This is a genomic window from Fulvimonas yonginensis (genome assembly GCF_037137055.1).
Lineage (GTDB): Bacteria > Pseudomonadota > Gammaproteobacteria > Xanthomonadales > Rhodanobacteraceae > Frateuria_A > Frateuria_A yonginensis.
This window is the reverse complement of sequence record NZ_JBBBNY010000010.1, coordinates 36636-58862: the sequence shown is the minus strand read 5'-3', so window position 1 is coordinate 58862 and position 22227 is coordinate 36636. Positions and strand designations below refer to the sequence as shown.

26 protein-coding genes are annotated in these 22227 nt (G+C 71.9%); 16 read left to right on the top strand and 10 right to left on the bottom strand.

Annotated features, from left to right (window positions below; all coding sequences use genetic code 11):
- Complete coding sequence (locus WAT24_RS12920; RefSeq protein WP_336808302.1) at nt 1–1704, bottom strand: AsmA family protein; 1704 nt, start codon at nt 1702–1704, stop codon at nt 1–3.
- Nucleotides 1705–1869: 165 nt separating this feature from the next.
- On the opposite strand from WAT24_RS12920, the gene WAT24_RS12915 reads away from it, so the two are divergent.
- From WAT24_RS12915 to WAT24_RS12895, 5 genes are all read left to right on the top strand, one after another.
- Nucleotides 1870–2409, top strand: coding sequence for a DUF4142 domain-containing protein (locus tag WAT24_RS12915; protein ID WP_336808301.1), 540 nt, complete (start codon nt 1870–1872; stop codon nt 2407–2409).
- A 144-nt stretch (nt 2410–2553) separates the two neighbouring features.
- On the top strand, nt 2554–2865 hold the full coding sequence (locus WAT24_RS12910; protein ID WP_336808300.1) for a hypothetical protein: 312 nt from the start codon (nt 2554–2556) through the stop codon (nt 2863–2865).
- A 59-nt stretch (nt 2866–2924) separates the two neighbouring features.
- Nucleotides 2925–4025 (top strand): DUF1615 domain-containing protein, encoded by a 1101-nt coding sequence (locus WAT24_RS12905; RefSeq protein WP_336808359.1) that lies wholly within the window; start codon nt 2925–2927, stop codon nt 4023–4025.
- Between the two features lie 81 nt (nt 4026–4106).
- Nucleotides 4107–7508, top strand: a complete 3402-nt coding sequence (locus WAT24_RS12900; RefSeq protein ID WP_336808299.1) for a trifunctional glycoside hydrolase family 18/polysaccharide deacetylase/glycosyltransferase family 2 protein — start codon at nt 4107–4109, stop codon at nt 7506–7508.
- A gap of 75 nt (nt 7509–7583) precedes the next feature.
- The gene (locus WAT24_RS12895; RefSeq protein ID WP_336808298.1) at nt 7584–7757 is read left to right on the top strand and encodes a hypothetical protein; all 174 of its coding nucleotides are present in this window, start codon (nt 7584–7586) and stop codon (nt 7755–7757) included.
- A 30-nt stretch (nt 7758–7787) separates the two neighbouring features.
- On the opposite strand, the gene WAT24_RS12890 is transcribed toward WAT24_RS12895, so the two are convergent.
- A complete protein-coding gene (locus WAT24_RS12890; RefSeq protein WP_336808297.1) occupies nt 7788–8267 on the bottom strand; it encodes an Lrp/AsnC family transcriptional regulator in 480 nt (159 codons plus the stop codon).
- Nucleotides 8268–8384: 117 nt separating this feature from the next.
- Between WAT24_RS12890 and WAT24_RS12885 the strand changes: the two genes are divergently transcribed.
- Complete coding sequence (locus WAT24_RS12885) at nt 8385–9338, top strand: threonine ammonia-lyase (protein ID WP_336808296.1); 954 nt, start codon at nt 8385–8387, stop codon at nt 9336–9338.
- A 29-nt stretch (nt 9339–9367) separates the two neighbouring features.
- On the top strand, nt 9368–9979 hold the full coding sequence (locus WAT24_RS12880) for a glutathione S-transferase family protein (protein ID WP_336808295.1): 612 nt from the start codon (nt 9368–9370) through the stop codon (nt 9977–9979).
- Between the two features lie 308 nt (nt 9980–10287).
- Here WAT24_RS12880 and WAT24_RS12875 read toward each other — a convergent pair whose 3' ends face one another.
- Entirely contained in the window at nt 10288–11574 is a 1287-nt protein-coding gene (locus WAT24_RS12875) for a DUF763 domain-containing protein (protein WP_336808294.1), read from the bottom strand.
- A 172-nt stretch (nt 11575–11746) separates the two neighbouring features.
- Here WAT24_RS12875 and WAT24_RS12870 point away from each other — a divergent pair, with 172 nt between their 5' ends.
- The 3 genes from WAT24_RS12870 (at nt 11747) to WAT24_RS12860 (ending at nt 13188) form a co-directional block, all read left to right on the top strand.
- A complete protein-coding gene (locus WAT24_RS12870; RefSeq protein WP_336808293.1) occupies nt 11747–12253 on the top strand; it encodes a hypothetical protein in 507 nt (168 codons plus the stop codon).
- 64 nt (nt 12254–12317) lie between these two features.
- On the top strand, nt 12318–12608 hold the full coding sequence (locus WAT24_RS12865) for a hypothetical protein (protein ID WP_336808292.1): 291 nt from the start codon (nt 12318–12320) through the stop codon (nt 12606–12608).
- 4 nt (nt 12609–12612) lie between these two features.
- Nucleotides 12613–13188 carry a sugar O-acetyltransferase gene (locus tag WAT24_RS12860; RefSeq protein ID WP_336808291.1) on the top strand — a complete coding sequence of 192 codons (576 nt, stop codon included), beginning with the start codon at nt 12613–12615 and terminating at the stop codon, nt 13186–13188.
- Here the strand turns inward: WAT24_RS12860 and WAT24_RS12855 are convergent.
- The gene (locus WAT24_RS12855; RefSeq protein ID WP_336808290.1) at nt 13185–13910 is read right to left on the bottom strand and encodes a glutathione S-transferase family protein; all 726 of its coding nucleotides are present in this window, start codon (nt 13908–13910) and stop codon (nt 13185–13187) included. The two genes, WAT24_RS12860 and WAT24_RS12855, sit on opposite strands and share 4 nt — an antisense overlap.
- A 120-nt stretch (nt 13911–14030) precedes the next feature.
- On the opposite strand from WAT24_RS12855, the gene WAT24_RS12850 reads away from it, so the two are divergent.
- Complete coding sequence (locus tag WAT24_RS12850) at nt 14031–14849, top strand: class I SAM-dependent methyltransferase (protein ID WP_336808289.1); 819 nt, start codon at nt 14031–14033, stop codon at nt 14847–14849.
- A 2-nt stretch (nt 14850–14851) separates the two neighbouring features.
- Here WAT24_RS12850 and WAT24_RS12845 read toward each other — a convergent pair whose 3' ends face one another.
- Together WAT24_RS12845 and WAT24_RS12840 are read right to left on the bottom strand one after the other, a co-directional pair.
- Complete coding sequence (locus WAT24_RS12845) at nt 14852–15502, bottom strand: glutathione S-transferase N-terminal domain-containing protein (protein ID WP_336808288.1); 651 nt, start codon at nt 15500–15502, stop codon at nt 14852–14854.
- 67 nt (nt 15503–15569) lie between these two features.
- The gene (locus tag WAT24_RS12840; RefSeq protein ID WP_336808286.1) at nt 15570–15965 is read right to left on the bottom strand and encodes a YciI family protein; all 396 of its coding nucleotides are present in this window, start codon (nt 15963–15965) and stop codon (nt 15570–15572) included.
- Nucleotides 15966–16123: 158 nt separating this feature from the next.
- On the opposite strand from WAT24_RS12840, the gene WAT24_RS12835 reads away from it, so the two are divergent.
- Nucleotides 16124–16483: a DUF1428 domain-containing protein gene (locus tag WAT24_RS12835; RefSeq protein WP_336808285.1), complete on the top strand. Its 360-nt coding sequence runs from the start codon at nt 16124–16126 to the stop codon at nt 16481–16483.
- 108 nt (nt 16484–16591) lie between these two features.
- Here the strand turns inward: WAT24_RS12835 and WAT24_RS12830 are convergent, their stop codons facing one another.
- The 3 genes from WAT24_RS12830 to WAT24_RS12820 form a co-directional block, all read right to left on the bottom strand.
- On the bottom strand, nt 16592–18148 hold the full coding sequence (locus WAT24_RS12830; RefSeq protein WP_336808284.1) for a POT-type proton-dependent oligopeptide transporter: 1557 nt from the start codon (nt 18146–18148) through the stop codon (nt 16592–16594).
- Nucleotides 18149–18355: 207 nt separating this feature from the next.
- The gene (locus tag WAT24_RS12825) at nt 18356–18946 is read right to left on the bottom strand and encodes a TMEM175 family protein (RefSeq protein WP_336808283.1); all 591 of its coding nucleotides are present in this window, start codon (nt 18944–18946) and stop codon (nt 18356–18358) included.
- 36 nt (nt 18947–18982) lie between these two features.
- Complete coding sequence (locus WAT24_RS12820; RefSeq protein ID WP_336808282.1) at nt 18983–19798, bottom strand: helix-turn-helix domain-containing protein; 816 nt, start codon at nt 19796–19798, stop codon at nt 18983–18985.
- A gap of 80 nt (nt 19799–19878) precedes the next feature.
- Between WAT24_RS12820 and WAT24_RS12815 the strand changes: the two genes are divergently transcribed.
- The 4 genes from WAT24_RS12815 (at nt 19879) to WAT24_RS12800 (ending at nt 21663) form a co-directional block, all read left to right on the top strand.
- A complete protein-coding gene (locus WAT24_RS12815; RefSeq protein WP_336808281.1) occupies nt 19879–20388 on the top strand; it encodes a hypothetical protein in 510 nt (169 codons plus the stop codon).
- Nucleotides 20385–20753: a VOC family protein gene (locus tag WAT24_RS12810; protein ID WP_336808280.1), complete on the top strand. Its 369-nt coding sequence runs from the start codon at nt 20385–20387 to the stop codon at nt 20751–20753. The genes WAT24_RS12815 and WAT24_RS12810 overlap by 4 nt, the downstream gene beginning before the upstream one ends.
- 101 nt (nt 20754–20854) lie before the next feature.
- Complete coding sequence (locus WAT24_RS12805; RefSeq protein WP_336808279.1) at nt 20855–21316, top strand: SRPBCC family protein; 462 nt, start codon at nt 20855–20857, stop codon at nt 21314–21316.
- Nucleotides 21313–21663 carry an ArsR/SmtB family transcription factor gene (locus WAT24_RS12800; protein WP_336808278.1) on the top strand — a complete coding sequence of 117 codons (351 nt, stop codon included), beginning with the start codon at nt 21313–21315 and terminating at the stop codon, nt 21661–21663. The genes WAT24_RS12805 and WAT24_RS12800 overlap by 4 nt, the downstream gene beginning before the upstream one ends.
- On the opposite strand, the gene WAT24_RS12795 is transcribed toward WAT24_RS12800, so the two are convergent.
- Nucleotides 21660–22157, bottom strand: coding sequence for a DUF2938 domain-containing protein (locus tag WAT24_RS12795; RefSeq protein ID WP_336808277.1), 498 nt, complete (start codon nt 22155–22157; stop codon nt 21660–21662). The genes WAT24_RS12800 and WAT24_RS12795 overlap by 4 nt on opposite strands.
- Nucleotides 22158–22227 lie beyond the last annotated feature (70 nt).

Here is a 22227-nt window from a genome sequence, read left to right as displayed (position 1 = left end):
TCAGTGGCTGGAGGAGCTCTTCGGCTTGAGCGCGTTCTGCAGCAGGTTGTCGAGCGGGTCCTGCTTGCTGTCGGCCGACGCGCCGGCGGCCGGCTTGACGCCGGCGCCGCGGCTGCCGGCCTCGATCAGGCCCACCGCCGCGCTCGGGTCGGGCTTGAAGCTGGGCGCGCTGGCGGTGCCGCCGACGCGCACGCCCACGCCCTGCGCGCTCATCCCGCCCAGCACGCCGCCGAGCGCCCGTCCGGCCTTGGAGCCGCCGAGCAGGCCGGCCAGGCCCTGCCCGCCCTGCGCGCTGCCGGCCACCGCCGGGTCGAGCTTGACCAGCATGCGGAAATCGAGCCGGCCGTCGGCGGCCATGCGCCCCTTGCCGGTGAAGCTGCCGAGCTGCGCCACCTCCGCCCTGGCCGGATCGGCATCGATTCCCGCGGGCGAAATGGTGAGACCGGCCTCGGCGTGCCGGATCACCGTGTCCTTCGGCGCGCTGATCCCGGCCAGCGCCAGCGCGCCACCCAGCTTGTCGCCGAGGCTGTAGCCGGCCAGGCGCGTGTCGTCGAGCGAGACCGGACCGCGGATGACCAGGGCATCGAGCGGGCCGCGCACGGCAAGGTCCATGCTGGCGGTGCCACCCTGCAGGCGCGAGTCCTTGGGCAGTACCACGCCGAACACGGGCAGCAGCGGCTGCAGGTCGTCCACCGGCTGCTTCGCGCCCTTCACGTGCAGGTCCAGCCGCATCACCGCCGGCCGGTTGTCGAAGCTGCCGTCGATGGCAAGACGTGCTGCACCGGCGTGCAGCGCGGCGCCGGTGATGCGGCCGGTCCCGGCGGCGAAGCGATAGCTCGCCTGGTAGTCGATCCGCAGCGGCTGCGGCGACGGCGACCCGGACGCGACCAGTTGCAGCTTGCGTGCATCGATGCGGCCCTTGGACTCGAGCACCCCCTTGGCCGAGGCGATCCGCGTATCCAGGTCCAGCACGCCGCCGACGCCGCTGCCCTTGGCCATCAGCCCGGCACCGACCAGGTCCAGCTCGCGCAGCACCAGGTGCGCGTCCAGCGGCGTCAGCAGCGCGCTGCCGGCCTGCCAGGGGCCGAGCGTGCCGTCCAGCGCCAGCCTGCCGCCGCCCGCGACCGCGGCCTTCAGCTCGAACGGGAACGCGGCCTGCGTGCCAACGTGGTCGGCATGCAGTTGCACCTGGCTGTAGACCTTGTCGCCCCCCGCCGCGCCATGCAGCTCGATGCGCCCGTCGTCGATGCGCAGGCGATCGACGGTGAGCGCGGGCACCTGGGCGGCGCCCTGCGGCGGCGCCGTTTTCCCCGACGCACCGCCCAGGCTGGCGAAATTCCAGTCGCCCCGCCGGTTCTGCACCAGCCGCACCACCGGCTGGTCGAGCGTGAGCGAGGTGACGTGCAGCTCGCGACGCAGCAGCAGCGGCCACAGCTCCACGCCGAGTTCGAACGAGCGGGCGGTCACGAACGGCCGCGAACCGAAGGCCGGGTCCTCGCCGATGCGGATCTCGTCGGCCCCCAGCGAGCCCGACCACGGCGACAGGTACAGCTGGCCGACACTCACCTCGCGTCCTACCGCCTTGCCGAGCGAGGCCTGGATCTGCGGCCGGAAGCGGTTCACGTCCACCAGCAGCAGCGCGGCGGCGGCCACGATCACCACGACCAGCACGGCGACCACCAGACCGATCAGCAGGCGCTTCATCGATGCATCTCCCCGGGCGACGCGCCGATACTACCAACCGCCGTGCGGAGCAGGCCCGCGCGCCGCGCCGGCCGTGACGTGGGTCCGCTGTTCACGGCCTGTTGAGCGCCCGTTGCCGGGCCGGTCTTTAGGCTGGCCCCTTTCGCGATCGACGGAAGGCCGTCCATGAACCCAGCCCCGCTTCGGACACCCGTCGCCCGCACGCTGCTCGGGCTCTGCCTGGGCGCCGGCTGCGCGCCCGTCTTCGCCGTGACCACCCACACGCCCACCCTCAGCCGGGACGAACAGGCCTTCGTGGCCAAGGCCACCGCCGACGATTCGATGCAGATCGCAGTGGCCCAGGCGGCATGGGAGCGCTCCTCCTCGCCGCAGGTACGTGCGCTGGCGCGCCGGATCATCGACGACCACAACGCGCTCAACGCGAAGTTCACCAAGGTCTCGGTCGCCAGGAAGGCGCACGGCAGCGCGCACGGCGTGTCCAACCGGCAGGTCACCGAGGACACGCTCCACCTGCGCAAGCTGCAGGGTCCCGCGCTGGATCAGGCTTTCGCCCGGATGATGGTGGAGGAGCACCGCAGGATCATCCCGCTGTACGAACGCGCCGCCGACGACCCCGGCAACCGGCAGCTGCAACAGATTGCACGCGACGCCCTGCCCCTGTTGCGCCAGCATCTGCAGGGGGCGCAGGCGTTGCTCGACCGGTGAGACGGTGCGGGCGCGCTGTCGGCCCGCACGAGGCGGTCGCGACTGCCGCATCCGCCGAAGCGACCCTGAACCGAAGCTGCGCCCGTCGCTGGTCTTCGGCGCCGGCGCGTAGTCGAATGGCGCAGCCTCGACCGGGAGCACCGGGTGATCAAAGACGTACACCGCCTCAACCGCCTGCTCGACCGCTTCGAGCGTCGGCTGCCGCACTGGATCGGCTCGCCGCTGGGCTGGTTGCGCGCACCGTCCTCGCGCTGGGTCCGCATCCCGGTGGGCGTGCTGCTGATCGTCGGCGGCGTGTTCAGCGTGCTGCCGCTGCTGGGCCTGTGGATGCTGCCGCTGGGGCTGTTGCTGCTGGCCCAGGACCTGCCCTTCCTGCGCCGTCCCATGCGCTGGGTGATGGTGCTGCTGGAGCGTCGCTGGCTGCGCTGGAAGCGGCGCCGGGCCAGCCAGGCGTGAGCGCCCGCCCGCAAGTGCGTGTCGGGCACGCCGGTCGCCTCGCGCCGGACCGCGGCGGCATCCCACCGACGGCACGTGCAGCTTTCGTCGCGCTCGTCGCGCTCGCCATCCTGGCCGGCTGCGCCCGCCCGCAAGCGCAGCCGCCCGGGCGCCGCCCGGACGAGGTCCGTGCCCAGATCGTGCGCCTGCTGCCGCCCGACACCGCCGACCGCAACGGCTGGGCAACCGACATGTACGCTGCCTTCGCCGCGCTCGACCTCCCGCCGACCACCGGCAACCTCTGCGCCGCGCTGGCGGTCACCGCGCAGGAGTCCGGCTACCGCGCCGACCCGGCGGTGCCCGGGCTGGGCCGCATCGCGCGCGCCGAGATCGACCGCCGCGCCGCGCAGCACCATGTGCCGCAGTTCCTGGTGCGCGCCGCCCTCGCACTGAAATCGCCGGACGGGCGCTCCTACGGCGAACGCCTGGCCGCCGCGCGCACCGAAAGCGATCTCAGCCGCCTGTACGAGGACTTCGTGGGCATGGTGCCGCTGGGCCGGCAGCTGTTCGGCGACGACAACCCGGTGCACACCGGCGGGCCGATGCAGGTCGGCGTAGCCTTCGCCGAGGCCTATGCGAAGGACCACCCCTACCCCTATCCGGTCGACGGCTCGATCCGCCACGAGGTGTTCAGCCGCCGCGGCGGCCTGTACTTCGGTATCGCCCACCTGCTCGGCTACCCGGCCGACTACCCGCAGATGCTGTACCGCTTCGCCGACTACAACGCCGGCTGGTACGCCAGCCGCAACGCGGCGTTCCAGAACGCGGTGAGCGTCGCCTCGGGCGTCCCGCTGGACCTCGACGGCGACCTGGTCCGCTACGCCGGCGGCACCGGCGCCACCGAGCGCGCCGTGCGCACGCTCGCCCGGAGGCTCGACCTGGACGAGGACGACATCCACGACGCGCTCGAGCTGGGGGAGCGCCCCGACTTCGCCGGGACCGAGCTGTACCGGCGCGTGTTCGCGTTGGCCGAACGCACCGCGCGCAAGCGGCTGCCGCGGGCCTTGCTGCCGCGCATCCGCCTGGAAAGCCCCAAGATCACCCGCAAGCTCACCACCGCCTGGTTCGCGCGGCGGGTGGATGGGCGCTACCAGCGTTGCCTGGCGCAGGCGCGCGGCTGACCGGCGGCCGACGGCCGCTAGGTCACAGTTCACCCATCCTCCACGACAATCGCGCAGCCGCTCTCCTCGATCCGCACAGGCATGCACAGGAAACCGATCTTCTACGACCCCACCGGTCGGCGGGCGAGCCATGTCTCGCGGCTCGGGCTGGCGTTGGCGGTGGTCAGCACGCTGCTGGTGGTCGCCTGTGCGGTGAGCCTGTTCGTAGGGCCCAGCCTGGGGGCGCTGCGCTTGGGCCGGCACGAGCACGGCCTGCACGCCCGGGCAGCGGCGCCGCAGCTGGTGCGGCCGGCCGAAAAACTCGCGGCCGAGGTACGCGCGCGCCAGCGGCAGCTTCGCCATCACGCGGCCGCGTCCCGCGGCAGCCTCGCGCGCACGCCGCCCCCCTCGCTCGACCGGCCGGCCGACCGCGCGCTGGCAATCGGCTTCTACGTCAACTGGGACGACAGCAGCTACCCGGCGCTCAAGCGCGCGCTGCCCACGCTGGACTGGGTGATCCCCTCGTGGCTGAGCGTGAGCGGCCCGGACATGGCCTTGCACACCGCGATCGACCCCAAGGCGCTGGACCTGATCCGCCGGACCCGGCCGTCGATGCCGATCCTGCCGCTGCTGCAGAACGCGGTAAACGCGCAATGGGACGGCCCCGGCCTGGCCCGGCTGCTGGCCGACCCGGCGCGGCGCCGCGCGCGCATAAGCGAGATCGTGGGTTTCCTCGCCGCGCACGGCTTCCAGGGCATCACGGTGGACTTCGAGGAAGTGCCGCCAGCCGCCCAGCCCGACCTCAAGGCCTTCCTGTCGGAACTGGCCGACGCCTTCGAACCGCACGGCTGGGGCATCGTGCTATCGGTGCCGTTCGACGACGACAGCTGGGATTACAAGGGCTATGCCGACCTGGTCGATTTCGAGCTGCTGATGGCCTACGACCAGCACTGGGCCGGCAAGGACCCGGGCGCCATCGCTGGCCAGGACTGGTTCGAGCAGACCCTGGACAAGCGCATGAAGGAGCTCGACCCGGACCAGGTGCTGGTCGCGCTGGGCAGCTACGGCTACGACTGGGCGCCGGGCCGCGCCACCGAGGCGCTGACCTTCCAGGACGCGATGGACCGCGCCGGCGACGCGCAGGCCACGATCGAGTTCGACCCGGACAGCAACAACCCGCACTACGACTACGACGAGGACGACGGCACCGCACACCAGGTGTGGTTCCTCGACGGCGTCACCGCCTACAACCAGGTGCACGCGGCCGACGGCTACAAGCCGTGGGGCTACGCCGTGTGGCGGCTCGGCTCGGAGGATCCGTCGATCTGGTCGGTGCTGGGCCGGCCCTACGACGCGCCGGCGCCGCAGGCCCTGGGCACCATCGCCGCCGGCCAGGACATCGACATCGAAGGCCAGGGCGAGGTGCTCCAGATCGCCGCCGCCCCCTCGCCCGGCGCGCGCAGCGTGGAGGTGGACAAGGACGACGGCAGCATCGACGACGAGCGCTACACCGCCCTGCCCAGCTCCTACGTGATCCAGCGCGTGGGCATCGCGCCGCGCAAGATCGCGTTGACCTTCGACGACGGACCGGACCCGGAATGGACGCCGCAGATCCTGGACATCCTCAAGGCCAAGCACGTGCCGGCCACCTTCTTCGTCATCGGCGAGAACGCCGAGATGTCGCCGCGCCTGGTGCAGCGGGAAGTGGACGAAGGCCACGACGTCGGCAACCACACGTTCACCCACCCCAACCTGGGCGAGATGCCGCCGGGCCTGGTGGCGCTCGAACTCAACGCCACCCAGCGGCTGTTCGAGGCGCTCACCGGCCGCTCGATGCGGCTGTTCCGCGCGCCCTACTTCGGCGACGCCGAGCCCACAACGGCCGACGAGCTGGTGCCGATCCGGATCGCGCAGAAGCTCGGCTACATCGCGGTCGGCCTGCACATCGACCCGGACGACTGGCAGCGCCTGCCGGCCGACCAGATCGTCGACAGCGTGCTCGCCCAGGTGGCGCACCAGAGCCCGGACCGGCAGAGCCGCGTGGTGCTGCTGCACGACGGCGGGGGCGAGCGTTCGCAGACGGTGGCGGCACTGCCGCGGATCATCGACGGCCTGCGCGCGCAGGGCTACCAGTTCGTCACCGTGTCCGAGCTGGCGGGCCTCAGTCGCGACCAGGCGATGCCGCCGCTACCCCCCGGCTCGCTGGCGCGCTGGGCCGACCGCTCGGTGTTCCTCACCCTGGGCTGGTTCGGCCACTTCCTGCGCGCGCTGTTCCTCACCGCGGTGCTGCTCGGCGTGGCGCGGCTGCTGGTGCTCGGCGGGCTCGCCATCGTCAACCGGCTGCGCGACCGGCGCCGCCACGTGCCCGCGATCGACGCGCCGCCGCGCGTGTCGGTGCTGATCCCCGCCTACAACGAGGAGAAGGTGATCGCCAGTTCCGTCCACCGCATCCTCACCAGCCGGCACGTGGACCTGGAGGTGGTGGTGGTGGACGACGGCTCGACCGACGCCACCGCCGAAGTGGTGGCGCGGGAGTTCGCCGACGAGCCGCGCGTCACGCTGATCCGCATCCCCAACGGCGGCAAGGCCAACGCCGTCAACACGGCGCTGCGCGCCTCGCACGGCGAGGTGGTGGTGGCGCTGGACGCCGACACGCAGTTCGAACCGCACACCATCGCGCGGCTGGTGCGCTGGTTCGCCGACCCCGCGGTCGGCGCGGTGGCCGGCAACGCGAAGGTCGGCAACCGCATCAACCTGATCACGCTATGGCAGGCGCTGGAGTACGTCACCGCCCAGAACCTGGAGCGCCGCGCACTGGCGGCGCTGGGCACGATCACCGTGGTGCCGGGCGCGGTGGGCGCCTGGCGCCGTACCGCGCTGGAGGCACTCGGTGGTTTCCCCGGCGATACCCTGGCCGAGGACCAGGACCTCACCCTGGCCGTGCAGAAGGCCGGCTACCGCGCGCTGTTCGACAGCACGGCGGTGGCCTGGACCGAGGCGCCCGATACCGCGCGCGGCCTGGCCCGCCAGCGCTTCCGCTGGGCGTTCGGCACGCTGCAGTGCCTGTGGAAGCATCGCAACGCCACCTTCAACCCGCGCTACGGTGCGCTGGGCCTGGTCGCGTTGCCGCAGGTGTGGCTGTTCCAGATCCTGTTCTCGGTCGCCTCGCCGCTGGTCGACCTGCTGATGCTCTGGCAGCTGGTCGCCACCGGCCTGGACTACCTGCAGCACCACGCGCAGTTCAACTACGCCAACCTGGAAAAGATGGCGCTGTTCTATGCGGTGTTCATGGCGGTCGACCTTGCCGCTGGCGTACTCGCCTTCGCGATGGAGAAGAAGGAGAAGTGGAGCCTGCTGTGGTGGCTGGTGCTGCAGCGCTTCGGCTATCGGCAGCTGATGTACTACGTGGTGGTGCGTTCGGTCTGGACCGCCATCCGCGGGCCTTCCGTGAGTTGGGGCAAGCAGGAGCGCAAGGCCACCGTGCACGCGATGGGCCAGGACTAGGCGGCTGCCTGCCTACACGGGCGCCCGACGCGGCGCGGCGTAAACCGGCGACCAGGCTTTCGCGAGGAACCCGACATGGCCGAGACCAGCAAACCGCCCCATGACACCGATGCCCGCCGCGGCCTCGACCGCGACTACACCGGCCAGGCCACCAACGCGATGGACGAGAAGGTCGAGGACGAGGTGGACCAGGAAACCCACCGGCTGCAGCGCGAATACGACGCCGACGCGCCGAAGAACCGGCACTGACCCGCGCCCCGGCGTGCCGGCCGCCGCCGCTCAAGCCGCGGGCGGATCCATCGGCACGGCCAGGCCCCGCTTGAGCGTGCCCAGCGCCACCCGCGTGCGGAAGCGCAGCACGTTGGCGTTCTCCACCATCAGCTTGTGCATCAGCGCCTCGTACGCCTGCACGTCGCGCACGGCCACGATCAGCACGTAGTCGCCCTCGCCGGTGACGTACCAGGCTTCCTGGATCGCCGGTTCGGCGGCGATCCATTGCTTGAGGCGAAGCTGCAGCTCCGGGCGTTCGCGTTCCACCTCGACGTCGGCGATCACCGTCAACGGCCGCCCGGCCTGTACCGGATCCACGATCGCGACCTCCGCCGTGATCACCCCTTCCTGCCGCAAGCGCGCCAACCGCCGTTGTACGGCCGACGCCGACAGGCCGATCTGCGCCCCGATGGTTTCCGCCGGACGGCGGGCATCCGCCTGCAGGATCGCGAGGATGCGACGGTCGAATTTGTCCAGCTCGATGCTCACCGGGCGCACAAACCTCGCCGATCGGGGAAAAAACGCGTTCTGCCGGCTGCAGATGCGGCCACGCCGCGCGGGCGGACCCTAGCATAGCCAGTCGTCCCCATCGCACGGCTGCGTTCCATGGCCCCCATCCCGAGCTTCAGCCGCATCCTTCGGTCGGTCCGTCACATCGATCCGTTGTTCCTCGAATCGGCGCTCGTGCGCGACGACGCGCTCGATGCGCGGCTGGGCTGCCGATTGCTGGCGAAGGTCGAATTCGCCAACCCGCTCGGGTCGTTCAAGGGCCGCGGCGCGGAGGCGTTCTGCGCCACCGCGCTCGCGCCGGCGGCGGCCGTCTGTTGCGCCTCGGCCGGCAACTTCGGCCAGGGCCTCGCCCGCGCGGCCACCCGGCGGGGGCACACCTGCACGGTGTTCGCGGCACGGGACGCCAATCCGGTGAAGATCGAGGCGATGCGGCGCTTCGGCGCCAAGGTCCGCCTGGTCGGCCGCGACTTCGACGCGGCCAAGGATGCGGCCCGCCGCCACGCCGCCGAGCGCGGGCTGCGCTACGTCGAGGATGGCGCCGAGGCGGCGATCGCCGAGGGCGCGGGCACGATCGCGCTGGAACTGCTGGACCGGGCCACCTTCGACGCCGTCGTGGTGCCGGTCGGCAACGGCGCCCTGCTCGCCGGCGTCGGCACGGTGCTGCGTCGGCTCGCTCCGGCGGTGGAGATCGTCGCGGCGGTGGCTGCCGGCGCGCCGGCGATGAAGCTGTCGATCGATGCGGGGCGCGCGATCGCCACCGAACGCGCCGATACCCTCGCCGACGGCATCGCCGTGCGCGCTCCCATTGCGGCCACCGTGCAGCACCTGCGCAGCTGCTGCGACGGCACGGTCGCGGTGTCCGAGCCGGACATCCTCGAGGCCATGCGGCTGCTCCACCGGCACCTCGGGCACCTGGTGGAGCCCGCCGGTGCCGTCGGCGTGGCGGCCATCCTGGCGCAGCCGGCGCGCTACGCGGGACGGCGGGTCGCCACGGTACTGAGCGGCGCGAACGTTTCCGCCTCCCTGCGCGAGCGCCTGCTCGCGCGCTGAGCCCCACGCCCCCATCCGACGGAGTCCCCATGAAGCTGCTCTACCAGACCCACTCGCCCTACGCCCGCAAGGTGCTGGTCGCCGCCCACGAGCTCGGCATGGCCGACCGCCTCGAGGTCGTCCATCACGAGACCAGCCCCACCCGCCGCAACGACGAAGTCTTCGCGCTCAACCCGCTGGGCAAGGTGCCGGTGCTGATCGATGGCGGGCTCGTGCTGTTCGACTCGAACGTGATCTGCGAGTACCTGGACGGCCTCGGCGATCCGCGGCTGATTCCGGTCGGGCCGTCGTCCCGCTATCGCGCCCTGCGGCTGCAGGCGCTGGCGCAGGGCATCGCCGACGCGGGCATCGCCGTGCGTTGGGAGGCCGAACGCCGTCCCGAGGCGTTGCGCTGGCCGGCCATGCGCGAGGGCCAGCTGGCGAAGATCGCCGCCGCCTGCGACCACCTGGAAGCGGAGCTCGGCGACGGCCTCGCGCCCGACCTCGGCGCGATCGCGCTGGCCACGGCGCTGAGCTGGATCGAGTTCCGCCGCGTCTACGCCTTCCAGGCCGGACGGCCGCGGCTGGCGGCGTGGTACGCCGATTTCAGCGCCCGCCCCTCGATGCGCGCCACGGCGCTGAGCGGCGACACGCGGGACTGACCTCGCGCCCACCGCATGCCTCCCAGCCGACGGACGTTCCGGGCCGACCCGCCATGACCTCCCTCTGGACCGACCTGTTGCTGCTGCATGGCCGCGTCCGGGATCGGCACTGGCGACGCCGGCCTGCCGGCACCCTGCCGGGTGACGTGCCGGCGGAGCCCCTCGCGCCCCCGCCTGGCCCCGCGACGGCACCGCCGTCGCCGTGGCTGCGCCTGTGCCTCGGCATCGGCGACGGCGAGACGCGTCGGCAATGAGCTTCCGCTGCCGCGGCACCAAGGGAGCGGCTGGCCGCAGCGCTGGCGACCCGATCAGGAGGCCTTCTTTCTGCCGCTCGCCGGCGCTGCGCTTGCCGGCGGTTCCCAGCCGAACACGCTGCGCCCACCGTAGTCGTGCGAGCGCTCGCGCTCCTCGGCGATGTACTGCTCCACCGTGGGCCCTTTGGCGTGGCGCTCGAGCCGCCGTGCCTGCGCGTCGAGCCGCCTGAGCGCGGCCAGTTGCTCGTCGCGGCCGATCCTGGCGTTCTCCACCGCGGATTTCAGCACGCCGATGGTGTGGTCGTAGACGCGCGTGGGCACCGGGAACGGGTGACGGTCCTTGCCGCCGTGGGCCAGCGAGAAGCGCGCCGGATCGCTGAAGCGGCAGGGCGCCCCGTGCACCACCTCGGCCACCATCGCCAGCGCGCGTACGGTGCGGGCGCCGACGCCCGGCACCTGCAGCAGTTCGGTGAAGTCGCGCGGTCCGTTCTCCGCGGCCGCGGCGAGCGCACCGTGCAGGCGTCGCGCGATCACGTCGCTGCCGCGCACGTCGTGGTGGTCGGGCATGGACAGGTGCGGCAGCAGACCGAGCTGCAGCGGTTCCGCCGCCGGCGCGGGTTCGGGCACAGGCGCATCCTCGAGGCGCGCGAACTCGCGCGCGATGCCGTCCGGCCCGAGCGTGCGCAGCAATGCCAGCTGCGCCGAGCGCGAGGCCTGCGCGCGCCGGTCGGCCAGGTTCACGATGCGGCCCTGGCGCGGGCCGGACACCGCCGCGTGCGGATCGTCCACGAAGCTCTTCAGGTTCTCCGACAGCCAGTGGTAGCGGCGCGCCTGCCGTCGTTCGCCATTCATGCCCTGCTGCACCACCACCCACCGGCCATCGTCGCCGACGATGAAGCCGTGCAGGTACAGATCGAAGCCGTCCTGCACCGCGGCGCTGTCGACCTTGGCGACCAGGCGGCTGGCGCTGGCCAGAGCGCTGCCGTCGAAGCCCACCTTCTCGCCGATCGCCACCAGTTCGCCCGGTGTGGCGCGCGAATACCGGCCGCGTCCGCCGCAGACGTGGATGCCGAGCTCGCCCGACAACGGACCGAGCCCGCGCTTGAGCGCGCCGATCACGCTGGTGGTGATGCCGGACGAGTGCCAATCCATGCCCATCACGGCGCCGAAGGACTGGAACCAGAACGGGTGCGCCAGTCGCCGCAGGAACTCGTCACGGCCATACTCGCGCACGATCGCCTCGGCGAGCAGCGCGCCCAGGCGTGTCATGCGGTCGGCCAGCCAGCGCGGCACGCGGCCGCCGTGCAGCGGCAGGTCGGCACTTCCGGAACGTCGGGTCATGGGGGGCCCTCCAGGCTGGGGTGGTGCTGCGTTTCCCTCGACTTCCCTGGGGCCGATCAGCGAATGGCGACGCGCGAGGCGCGCGTGGACGAAGTATCGCAGAACACGGCGGCGGCCGGTGCCGGCGCGTCGTCTACGGCGACGGCCGCTCATCCTCCGTTACCCTTGCCTCATGGCCGCATCCGCCCATCCCGCCATCCCCTGGCCCGGCTTCTCGCCGGAGCGCGCCTTCGTGCTACCGCTGCGCGCCGAACTGATGGCGGCGCCGTTCGGCGAGGTATGCCAGTTCGACGGCATCCGCCTGCACCGCAAGCACGAGTTCCATGCCACCGTGCTGAGCCGCGAGATGGCGCGTGCGGCGGCCGCAGCCTGCGGTGAGCCGCACTTGCGCGAACTGTACGCATCCCTGTCCTGGGTGCCCTCGCGCACCGGACGCTACGCGCTGCTGCACCAGGTCAAGCCGGCCGACCAGGGCGGGCGCGCGTGCTGGTCGCTGATCGAGCACCTGCAGTTTCCCGCCATGCTGGCGTTCCGCGCCGAGCTCGCACGCGTGCTCGGCCGACTGTTCGACGACCCGGTACCGCACGTCACCCATTACGTGCACGGCGACCCCGACGGTATCGGCGTGCCCGACACCCGGGCCCTGGCCGCCACCCTGGTGCGCGAGGTCGCGCCCTGACCGTCACCGGGCCCGCACGGACCGTCAGCCACACTGGCCGCGATCCACCGAGCGAGGTGCTTTCATGCAAGAACCGATCGAACCCGGCTACATGGTGTTCGTCGCCGACGGCGAAGTCGGCGTGGGCGCCGTGCGCGAAGTGCGCGGGGACAGCCGCGAGCTGGTGGTGAACATCGAGAACGGCGGCGACTTCACGCTGCCGGCCGCCGCCATCCGCGACGTGCACGAGGGCAAGGTGATCCTGGACGTCGAACACCTGCCCGAAGCGGTGCGGCACGCGCTGGCCCATCCGCACGACGCCGAGGATCCGAGCTACGCGGCCGCCGACCCGCAGGAGGGCGCGCTGGAGGGCTGAGGTCATGCCCGATGCCAGGCAACGCATGCTCGCCGGCGAGCCGTACGACGCCGAGGCGCCCGAGCTGCGGGCCGAACGCGCGGCCAACCACCGCTGGCTGGCACGCTACAACGCCGCCCTCGCCGACGGGCCGGAACGCTGGCATGCGCTCCTTCGCGAGCGCCTCGCCGGTGTGGGCGACGGCGCGCTGATCCGCCCGCCGTTCCACTGCGACTACGGCTGGAACATCCACCTCGGCGCCGGCGTGTTCGTCAACTTCGGGTGCGTGATCCTGGACGTGGCCGAGGTGCGGATCGGCAAGCGCACGCAGATCGGTCCGCTCGTGCAGCTGCTCGCCGCCGACCATCCGCGCGATCCGTCCGAACGCGCGCGCGGCCTGGAGTTCGGCCGGCCGGTGCGGATCGGCCGCAACGTGTGGATCGGCGCCGGTGCCCTGATCCTGCCGGGCGTGACCGTGGGTGACGACGCGCTGGTCGGCGCAGGCAGCGTGGTCACCCGCGACGTGCCGGCCGGCGCCACCGTGGTCGGCAACCCGGCGCGGCAGCGCCCCTCCGCGCCGGCGAGCGGCTTCGCCGGCTAGGCACGCCAGGCGTGCGCCGGGTAGAACCGGCGCATCGCGCGGTCCACGTAGGCGGCCAGGTTGGCATGCGCTTCGGCGGCGCGGCGCAGCGGTGTGTCGAAGAACGGCGTGATCACGCAGGCCAGCATGCCGAAGGCGGTGGCATCCACGCCGCTGGGTCGCTCGCCCATCAGCCACGGCTGCTTGCCGAGCAGCGTGGCGAGCGCATCGATCGAGCGGCGGCCGAGTTCGGCGATCTCCGCGGGCGCATGCCGGCCCAGGCCCTGCGCGTGAAGCTCGGCCTGCTTGCGCGCGAGCAGGTCGCGGCGCAGGGACTCGCGCTGCTCGTGCGGCGCGGCGTCGGCGAAATGCGCCGGGCCCTTGGCGAAGTTTTCCGGGTCCAGCCAGCGGAACCAGACCATGGCGAAGTACAGGTGGTCCTCGAGCATGCGCTCGATCGCCCAGGCCTGCGCGCGCTGATTCCGGTCGAGGCCGGCGTCCAGGTCGACGCCGTACCTGCGCTCCAGGTGCGCACGGATGAACGTGGAGTCGGTCACCACCTCGCCGTGGTCGTCGATGTACGGCAGCTTGCCCTTGGGCGCCTGCGGCGGGATCGTGGAAACGCGCTCGTAGGCCACCCCGGCCAGCGTGAGCTGCACTTCGGTCTTCATCACGAACGGACTGGTGTCGGGCAGGCCGAAGCCGGCGCGGGTGGCATACAGGGTGAGCGCAGTGGCGGACATGGGCGACTCCGATGTGAGGGGCGGACGCAGCCTGCCACGGGCGTGCTGACAGGGGCTGTCAGCAGACCGTCCGACGCGCGGGGGGCGTAGGATCGCGCCACGCCTGCCGGAGCCGCGACCATGCCCACTCCCGGAGCGGAAAACTGCTTCGACACCGCCGTTGCCGCACTGTACGAACGCCTGCTGGTGCCGCTGATCTTCGCGCCGTATGCGCAGGACCTGGCGGCACGGCTGACGGCCCTACCCCTCCGCGACGTGCTGGAGCTGGCCGCGGGGACCGGCGTGGTGACGCGCGCCCTGGCGGCACGGTTGACGCACGCGGACATCGTCGCCACCGATCTCAACCCACCCATGCTGGCGGTGGCCCGGGCGCGCCGCACGGCAAGACCGGTGACCTGGCGCCAGGCCGACGCACTCGCGCTGCCGTTCGCCGACGGCAGCTTCGATGCGGTGCTCTGCCAGTTCGGCGCAATGTTCTTCCCCGACAAGCCACGCGCCTTCGCCGAGGCGCATCGCGTGCTACGCCCGGGTGGCGTGCTGCTGTTCAGCGTATGGGACCGGATCGAAACCAACGACTTCGCCCGTCGGGTGCACGAGGCCATGGCCGACCTCTTTCCGGCCGACCCGCCGCGTTTCCTCGCGCGCCTGCCGCACGGCTACCACGCGCCCGACGCGATACGGCGCGACCTGGCGCGCGCCGGCTTCGCGGGCGCTCCGACGATCGAGACCGTCACCGCCTGCAGCCGCGCGGACACGGCCGGGGTGCCGGCGCTGGCCTATTGCCAGGGCACACCGTTGCGCGGCGAGATCGAGGCGCGCGACTCCGCCGGCCTGGAACGCGCGACCGACCGCGCCGCCGAAGCCATCGCCAGGGACTTCGGCCCCGGACCGGTGGCCGGCCGGATCCAGGCGCGTGTGGTCAGCGTGGCGCGTCGATAGGCTCAGCCTGCCGCCACATCGAAGGCATAGGCGGTGCGTTGCGCAGCCGGCCGCTCGCGGAAGGCATCGGCGAACGCGGCCAGGTGCCGGTAGGGCGCCAGCGGCAGCGTGTCGCGGAACGCCAGGTGCTCGACCAGGCAGAATAGCGAGGCCTCCAGCAGGCTCAGGTCCCGCGGCGGCAGCTCCAGCAGCACCGCTTCCAGGTTCGCATCCAGCCACGCCAGCGCGTTGCGGAAGCCGTCGCCCGCCTTGGCGAAGTAGACGTTCTCCCCCGGCAGTCGGGCCACCTGCATGCCGAACACCAGTTGCACCTGCGCGCCCATGCCGTGCCAGACGAGCTCCTGGGCGTTGCGCGCGCGCAGGCCGGGCAGCTGCTCGGTCCACACGATGCGCCGCGGCTCCGGCGCCAGCGCGGCCAGCGTACGGCAGATGTTCTCCGCGCCGAACACCGGCCCCTCCGGCAGCACCAGCACCGGCAGCTTGAGCGCCGGGTTGCCGGCGTAGTCGGACGGGTCGCGCGAGGCCAGGTCGTGCACCGGGGTGAAATCGCAGCCGACACCGAGGGTCTCTGCGAACAGGCGCGCCAGCCGGGTGAAGTGCGAACTGCTGCGGCCGACGAGACGGGGAGCGGCGGCGGGAGGATCGCAGGCCATGGGAGACGTCCGCTGGGAGGGTCAGGCCCAGACTCTAAGGGATGACCCGTTCCGGCGGCGTCGCCGCTCAGGCTTCCGCCGCCTGCGCCTGTGCCCGTGCCGCACCGCACTCGCCGTCGGGACCCTCGATCTGGCGCACTTCGCACTCCAGGTCCCACCCGTCCCCATGCAACGCCAGGAAGCGCCGGGTCAGCTCCAGCGCGTGCACCATCGAGTCGGCCTGGAGGATCGCGTAGCCGCCGATGACTTCCTTGGTTTCGGCGAAGGGACCGTCGACGGTCGAAATCCGACCGCCGCGCAGGCGCATCCGCACGCCCTCGGCGGTGGGCCGCAGCCCGGCGGTGTCCAGCAGCGTGCCCTCGCGGGTCATCTGCTCGATCAGCCGGCCCATGTCGGCCATGAGCTGCTCGCTGGGCACCCGCCCGGTGTTCTCCTGGATACGGATCATGGAAAGGAAGCGCATGGTGGTTCTCCTCGGGGTGAACGAAAAGCCGGGACATCCGGTCTCCCCTACGACGGGCCAGCCCTGCCCGGATCGACAGCGACCTGTCGATTACGTGCGTTCCCGCCCGTCGGGATAGGCCAGGCCATCCGCCTGGCCACGACACGAGGAGCAACACCATGTCCTATATCGACGGTTTCGTGATCGCCGTACCGACGGCCAACAAGCAGCAGTTCATCGACCATGCCGCGACCTTCGACGCGGTGTTCGTCGAGCACGGCGCCACCCGCGTGGTGGAGTGCTGGGGCGACGACGTCCCGGACGGCAAGCTCACCGACTTCCGCCGCGCGGTGCAGGCCGTAGACGGCGAGACGGTGGTGTTTTCGTGGATCGAGTGGCCGGACAAGGCCACCCGCGACGCCGGCATGGCCAAGGTCATGCAGGACCCGCGGCTGGACATGCAGGCCAGCGCCATGCCGTTCGACGGCAAGCGCATGATCTTCGGCGGCTTCGCGCCGGTGGTCTCGCTGCCCGCCTGAGGCCCCCTCGTCGAAGCGAGTCTGCTCGCGATGCCTTTGCTCGCGATTGCATCGAACCGGGCATCGTGAGCAAGCTCGCTCCTGCATTTGCGTTGACAGGCGCCGGACTCAACCGGGCCGGTAGTAGTCGCACTCCCGGTAGCGGCGGGCATACAGGCCGAACGCCAGTGCCGCCACCAGCGCGAAGGCGGCGAAGAAGAACATCTGGAAGGCCACCGTGCTGAGACCGCTGCCGGCGATCGCGCCGGTGACCGCGTCGTTGCGCACCGCGGCGTTGGCCAGCAGCACCCACAGGTTGCCGACGGTGGTGGTGAGGTTCCAGAAGCTCATCACCACGCCCTTCATCGAGGCGGGCGCCTGGCTGTAGGCGAATTCCAGGCCGGTGGCCGAGACCAGCACCTCGCCGAAGGTGAGCAGCGCGTAGGGCAACACCTGCCAGACGATCGACAGCGCGTTGCCGCCGTCGATCACCACCTGCAGCGCGCCCACCACGATCCAGGCCAGGCCGCTGAAGGCGATCCCGGTAGTCATCCGGCGCAGCGCGGTGGGCTCGTAGCCGCGCCGGCGCAGCAGCGGGTACAGCACCAGGTTGTTGAACGGGATCAGCAGCATCACCAGCATCGGGTTCAGCGCCTGCATCTGCGCCGGGTGGAACCAGTCGGGCATGCTCATGCGCCCGCCCTGCACCACCCAGGTGGACGCCTTCTGGTCGAACAGCGAGAAGAACGGCGTGGTGAGCGCGAAGATCACCAGCACGCGCAGCACGTTGCGCGCACCGTCCACCGCCGCGTCCGGATGCACGCCGCGCGCGCGTTCCATCTGCAGCCAGGCGCCGCCGCCGACGCCGGCGATCAGTGCCACCAGCGCCAGGCAGGCGGCGATCACGAAGCCGAGCGCGGGCATCAGCACGAAGGCGCCCAGCGCCGCCAGCACGCCGGCCACGGCCACCCACAGGCCCGGACGCGCCTGCCCCGGCGCGTGCCGAAGCAGCGCGGTGCGCAGCACGCGCGAGAACGCATGCGGGTCCGGCGGTGACGGCGGCACCATCACGTAGTGGCGCCGCCCCAGCCACAGCACCACCGTGGCGACGAACATCAGCGCACCGGGGATGCCGAAGGCCACCGCCGCGCCGAAGCGGTGCAGGAAGACCGGCATCAGCAACGAGGCGAAGAACGAGCCGAAGTTGATGATCCAGTAGAAGGCATCGAACACCACCTTGGCCAGGTGCTTGTTCGACTGGTCGAACTGGTCGCCCACGAACGAGGCCACCAGCGGCTTGATGCCGCCCGCGCCCAGCGCGATCAGCCCCAGTCCGACGAAGAATCCGATGCGGTGGTGCTCGAACAGCGCCAGGCAGGCGTGTCCCAGGCAGTACACCAGGCTCATCCACAGCACCGTGTGGTACTTGCCGAAGAAGCGGTCGGCCAGCCAGCCGCCCAGCAGCGGGAAGAAGTACACGCCGATCACGAAGCTGTGGAACACGTCCTTCGCCGCCAGCGTGCGCTCGCCCTCGGGCAGGTACAGCAACAGGCTGGTGATCAGGAACGGCGTGAGGATGTTGCGCATCCCGTAGAAGGAGAAGCGCTCGCAGCCCTCGTTTCCGATGATGTAGCCGATCTGGCGCGGCAGGCGGCCGTGGGTGTCGGTCGTGGCAGCGACGCTCATCCGGACTCCGGTGTTCTTGGGTGACACCGGACTCTACCAAGAACGCACGCAAACCCTGCAGGAGCGGGCTTGCTCGCGATGCTCTGGCGCCCCGGGAAGCCAGGTAAGGCATCGGGAGCAAGCTCCCTCCTGCAGACTCACGCTCCGAACAAAGGCATTGCGGGCAAACTCGCTCTACATGGGTGCGGGGCCGGTGGCGGTACCCGGCTAGCCGGGGCCGCCCTGCCTGCCCAGCGTGTTCTCGATGCGCCGGTCCGGCACCAGCCACATCACCGCCACCGCCGCGTACAGCAGTTGCGCGCACCAGGCGGCGCGCAGTGTCGACACGATGCCGAGTGCGTAGAGCACGGGCGAGAGCTTGCCCTTCCAGTCGCTGCCGATGGCGCGCGCGAGCAGCGAGTCGTTGCCGTGCAGGCCGATCAGCGTCCGCTGCAGCACCCGGTACGCCACCGCCGCCATCAGCAGCACGCCGCCGTAGGCCGCGGTGGGTGCCCCGGCGAAGTGGTTCTCGCCCATCCAGGCCGTGGCGAAGGGGAACAGCGAAAGCCAGAACAGCAGGTGCAGGTTCGCCCACAAGGCCGCGCCGGAAACCAGCCGGCTCGCGGCGAGCAGGTGGTGGTGGTTGTTCCAGTAGATGCCGACGTAGACGAAGCTGAGCACGTAGCTCAGCAGCACCGGCACCAGCGGCAGCAGCGCGGCGGGCGTGGCCTCGTGCGGCACCTTCAGCTCCAGCACCATGATGGTGATGATGATCGCGATCACGCCGTCGCTGAACGCTTCCAGCCGCCCCTTGCCCATCGCTGCCTCCGTTGGCCGGCCTCGGGCCGGCATGGCTCATGCGTTCGTTGCGCCCGCGCGATAGGCCGCCGGCGTGGTGCCCAGCCAGCGCCGGAAACTGGCGTGGAAGGTGGACAGATCCCCGAAGCCGGCCTCGAGCGCGACCTCGGCTACCGACGCACGCGACTTGCGCAGCAAGCGCGCGGCCCGCTCCAGCCGCGCGCGCAGCACGAACCGGTGTGGCGTGGTGCCGACCACGCGGGTGAAGGTGCGCAGGTAGTGGTAGGGGCTCATCGCCGCGTCGGCGGCCAGCCGCGCCAGCGGCAGCGGCGCATCCAGCGCCTGCTCGATGCGCCGCACCGAGGCGGCGATGCGCCGCTCGTCGCGCGCCGGGATCCGGCCGGTGCCGGCCTGGCCGGTGATCGCTTCCAGCGCGGCGCCGGCGAAGCCGAAGGCGAGCTCCTCCAGCGCCAGCGCGTCGGTCCGCGTGGCCAGCCCGCTGGCGAACGGCAGCAGCTCGGGCATCGGCGGCAGGCGCGGCAGGGCGAACGTCGCGCTGCGCGCGCCCGGCACCGCGGCCACGATCGCCTCCCAGCATGCGGCGTCGAAGTGCACCGACAGGCAGCGATCGCCATGACCGTGCTCGTGGCCGCATTCGAAGCACTGCCCCTGGTTGCCGAGCATCACCGCGCCGGGAGCGAGCAACGCCTGTCCGGTGGGTGCGCGGTACTGGAAGGTGCCGGCGACCACCGCGGCGAGGCAGAACGAGCCGTGCCGCTCCTCGGCCACCGGGTCCTGCGGGCCCGCCGAGCAACGCACGTCGAACACCCGCCACCCGGGTCCGGCGGCCAGCCGTGTCGATGCCATCGTCATGCGCGCAACATAGCAATTTTTCCCACGCGGCCGGTGGCGCCGATGCCTACCTTGACGGCTCCCGCAACCGAGGCACCCGCATGAACGGCTTCATCCACGCACTGATGGCACCGGGACCCGCGGCCGACCGTGCCGATGCCATGGACACCTACGGCTGGCTGGTCGGCGACTGGGTCTTCGACGCCCGCGTCGTCCTCGACGGCCGGGCCACGCCGGTCGAGGGCGGGCGGATCCACGCCGCCTGGGTGCTCGAAGGCCGCGCGATCCAGGACGTATGGATCCTGCCGGGCGTCTTCGCCGGCACCACGCTGCGCGTCTACGACCCGGGCCTCGACGCCTGGCACATCCTGTGGAGCGACCCGCTGCGCCAGTACTACAACCGCCAGCTCGGCCGCCGCCACGGCGACGCCATCGTGCAGGAGGGCAACGACGCGAGCGGTACCGGCACCCGCTGGAGCTTCCTGGACAGGGCCCCCGACCGCTTCCGCTGGCTGGGCGAACGCCGCGGGGAAGACGGCATCTGGCAGCCCGTCGCCGAGTTCGCCGTCCGCCGCACCCCTTCCACCACCCCGCAAGGAGCCGACCGATGATCGACCACCTCTCCCTGGGCGTACGCGACCTCGCCGCCAGCCGCCGCTTCTACGACGCCGCGCTCGCGCCGCTGGGCTACCGCCGCCTGAGCACCTGCGACGACTCGCTCGGCTACGGCGCCGACGGCGTCGTGCTGTGGCTGCTGCAGACCGCGCACCCGGTCGCCGCCGACCCGCGCTCGGGCCTGCACCTGTGCCTGCGGGCGCCCGGCCGCACCGCCGTCGACGCCTTCCATGCGGCCGCGCTGGCGCACGGCGGCGCCGACAACGGTGCCCCGGGCCTGCGCGCGGACTACGGCCCGGACTACTACGCGGCCTTCGCCACCGACCCGGACGGCTACCGGCTGGAAGCGCACGTGGCTTGAGGCCGCGCACCACGGGCACGGGTCGCCGGGAAAATGCAACCGGTTAGTTGCATTTTCCCGGCGCCGGGCGCAGGCTGTGCGCACCCGAGGAGGTGTCCCCCATGACCGGCGACCGCATCGAGAAGCAGGTGGAACTGAAGGCCCCCGTGGCGCGCGTCTGGCGCGCGCTGACCGACCACGAGGAGTTCGGCCGGTGGTTCGGCGTGCGGCTGGCCGGCCCGTTCGAGCCGGGCAAGGAAAGCACCGGACAGATCACCTACCCGGGCTACGAGCACATCGCCTGGCGTGCCACGATCGTGGCGATGGAACCCGAGCGGCTGTTCTCGCTGACCTGGCATCCCTACCCGGTGGACCCGGACGTGGACTATTCGGCCGAGCCCCAGACGCTGGTCGAGTTCCGCCTGCAACCGCTCGACGGCGGCGGCACCCTGCTCACGGTCACTGAATCGGGCTTCGACCGCATTCCGGCGCACCGTCGCGCAGAGGCCTTCCGCGCCAACGAAGGCGGCTGGGCCGAGCAGATGCGCAACATCCGCCGCCATCTCGGGGAACCGGCGGCATGACCGCCACCGCCCGTGCCCGTCCACCGCGCACGGCACAGGCCGCCAACGTGTTCGCCGCGCTGGGCGATTCCACCCGGCTCGCGCTGGTGAACGCGCTGAGCGACGGCTCGCGCCGCTCCATCGCCCAGCTCAGCGCGGGCCACCCGGTGAGCCGGCAGGCCATCACCAAGCACCTGCGCGTGCTCGAAGGCGCGCGCATCGTGCGGCAGGAACGCGCCGGGCGCGAACGGCTGTTCGCGCTGGACCCCGCACCGATCGAGGACGTGCGGCGGTACATCGACTGGGTTTCCCGCCAGTGGGATGCGCGACTCGCGCGGCTCAGGACACTGGTCGAGGCGCAAGCCTAGCCCAGCCACCGCAGCGCCTCGGCGGCGAGGTAGAGCCCCAGGCCGAAGACCAGGTGCGTGGTCAGGCTGCGCAACCGCGCCCGGTTGGGCCGCGGCGTGCGCGAGGCGGCGATGCCGGCGCCCAGCGCCGGTTGCAGGATGAGGAAAGGAGCCGCCACCGTGGCCAGGCCGATCGCCAAGGCCGGCCCGGGCGACGGATGGCGGGCCCAGTCCGTACCGCACAGGGCCAGCAGCAGGCCGGCGAAGGCCACGCCGATCGCGTAATGGGCCAGCCAGCCGATCAGGCGCTCGCCGGCGACGGGCGCGGCGGTGGCGATGGCGTCGTGGCGGACGCGGCCGCGCGCCAGGTGGCCGAGCCAGCGTCCGACCATCGCGTAGTCCAGCGGGACCACGCCGAGCAGGTGCTTCTGGAGCAGCGTCCAGCCGTCCATGACGGCGGTCGCGCCGACGCCGATCGCCAGGGCGCGCAAGGGGAACTCGATCCAGTCAGCCATGGCGGTGCGCCTCCCGGCGAGCATCGTCCCGGAGACCCCGTTCGGTACGTGGCTGCGCGTGTGCGTCTTT

Bases quoted from the DNA above. Each gene is read 5' to 3' on its own strand.
- WAT24_RS12860 (WP_336808291.1), top strand. From the start codon at position 12,613: ATGCCCGATGCCAGGCAACGCATGCTCGCCGGCGAGCCGTACGACGCC.
- WAT24_RS12850 (WP_336808289.1), top strand. From the start codon at position 14,031: ATGCCCACTCCCGGAGCGGAAAACTGCTTCGACACCGCCGTTGCCGCA.
- WAT24_RS12900 (WP_336808299.1), top strand. From the start codon at position 4,107: ATGCACAGGAAACCGATCTTCTACGACCCCACCGGTCGGCGGGCGAGC.
- WAT24_RS12920 (WP_336808302.1), bottom strand. From the start codon at position 1,704: ATGAAGCGCCTGCTGATCGGTCTGGTGGTCGCCGTGCTGGTCGTGGTG.
- WAT24_RS12840 (WP_336808286.1), bottom strand. From the start codon at position 15,965: ATGCGCTTCCTTTCCATGATCCGTATCCAGGAGAACACCGGGCGGGTG.
- WAT24_RS12875 (WP_336808294.1), bottom strand. From the start codon at position 11,574: ATGACCCGACGTTCCGGAAGTGCCGACCTGCCGCTGCACGGCGGCCGC.
- WAT24_RS12800 (WP_336808278.1), top strand. From the start codon at position 21,313: ATGACCGCCACCGCCCGTGCCCGTCCACCGCGCACGGCACAGGCCGCC.
- WAT24_RS12885 (WP_336808296.1), top strand. From the start codon at position 8,385: ATGGCCCCCATCCCGAGCTTCAGCCGCATCCTTCGGTCGGTCCGTCAC.
- WAT24_RS12810 (WP_336808280.1), top strand. From the start codon at position 20,385: ATGATCGACCACCTCTCCCTGGGCGTACGCGACCTCGCCGCCAGCCGC.
- WAT24_RS12795 (WP_336808277.1), bottom strand. From the start codon at position 22,157: ATGGCTGACTGGATCGAGTTCCCCTTGCGCGCCCTGGCGATCGGCGTC.
- WAT24_RS12845 (WP_336808288.1), bottom strand. From the start codon at position 15,502: ATGGCCTGCGATCCTCCCGCCGCCGCTCCCCGTCTCGTCGGCCGCAGC.
- WAT24_RS12820 (WP_336808282.1), bottom strand. From the start codon at position 19,798: ATGACGATGGCATCGACACGGCTGGCCGCCGGACCCGGGTGGCGGGTG.
- WAT24_RS12805 (WP_336808279.1), top strand. From the start codon at position 20,855: ATGACCGGCGACCGCATCGAGAAGCAGGTGGAACTGAAGGCCCCCGTG.
- WAT24_RS12880 (WP_336808295.1), top strand. From the start codon at position 9,368: ATGAAGCTGCTCTACCAGACCCACTCGCCCTACGCCCGCAAGGTGCTG.
- WAT24_RS12825 (WP_336808283.1), bottom strand. From the start codon at position 18,946: ATGGGCAAGGGGCGGCTGGAAGCGTTCAGCGACGGCGTGATCGCGATC.
- WAT24_RS12855 (WP_336808290.1), bottom strand. From the start codon at position 13,910: ATGTCCGCCACTGCGCTCACCCTGTATGCCACCCGCGCCGGCTTCGGC.
- WAT24_RS12895 (WP_336808298.1), top strand. From the start codon at position 7,584: ATGGCCGAGACCAGCAAACCGCCCCATGACACCGATGCCCGCCGCGGC.
- WAT24_RS12830 (WP_336808284.1), bottom strand. From the start codon at position 18,148: ATGAGCGTCGCTGCCACGACCGACACCCACGGCCGCCTGCCGCGCCAG.
- WAT24_RS12870 (WP_336808293.1), top strand. From the start codon at position 11,747: ATGGCCGCATCCGCCCATCCCGCCATCCCCTGGCCCGGCTTCTCGCCG.
- WAT24_RS12915 (WP_336808301.1), top strand. From the start codon at position 1,870: ATGAACCCAGCCCCGCTTCGGACACCCGTCGCCCGCACGCTGCTCGGG.
- WAT24_RS12835 (WP_336808285.1), top strand. From the start codon at position 16,124: ATGTCCTATATCGACGGTTTCGTGATCGCCGTACCGACGGCCAACAAG.
- WAT24_RS12865 (WP_336808292.1), top strand. From the start codon at position 12,318: ATGCAAGAACCGATCGAACCCGGCTACATGGTGTTCGTCGCCGACGGC.
- WAT24_RS12815 (WP_336808281.1), top strand. From the start codon at position 19,879: ATGAACGGCTTCATCCACGCACTGATGGCACCGGGACCCGCGGCCGAC.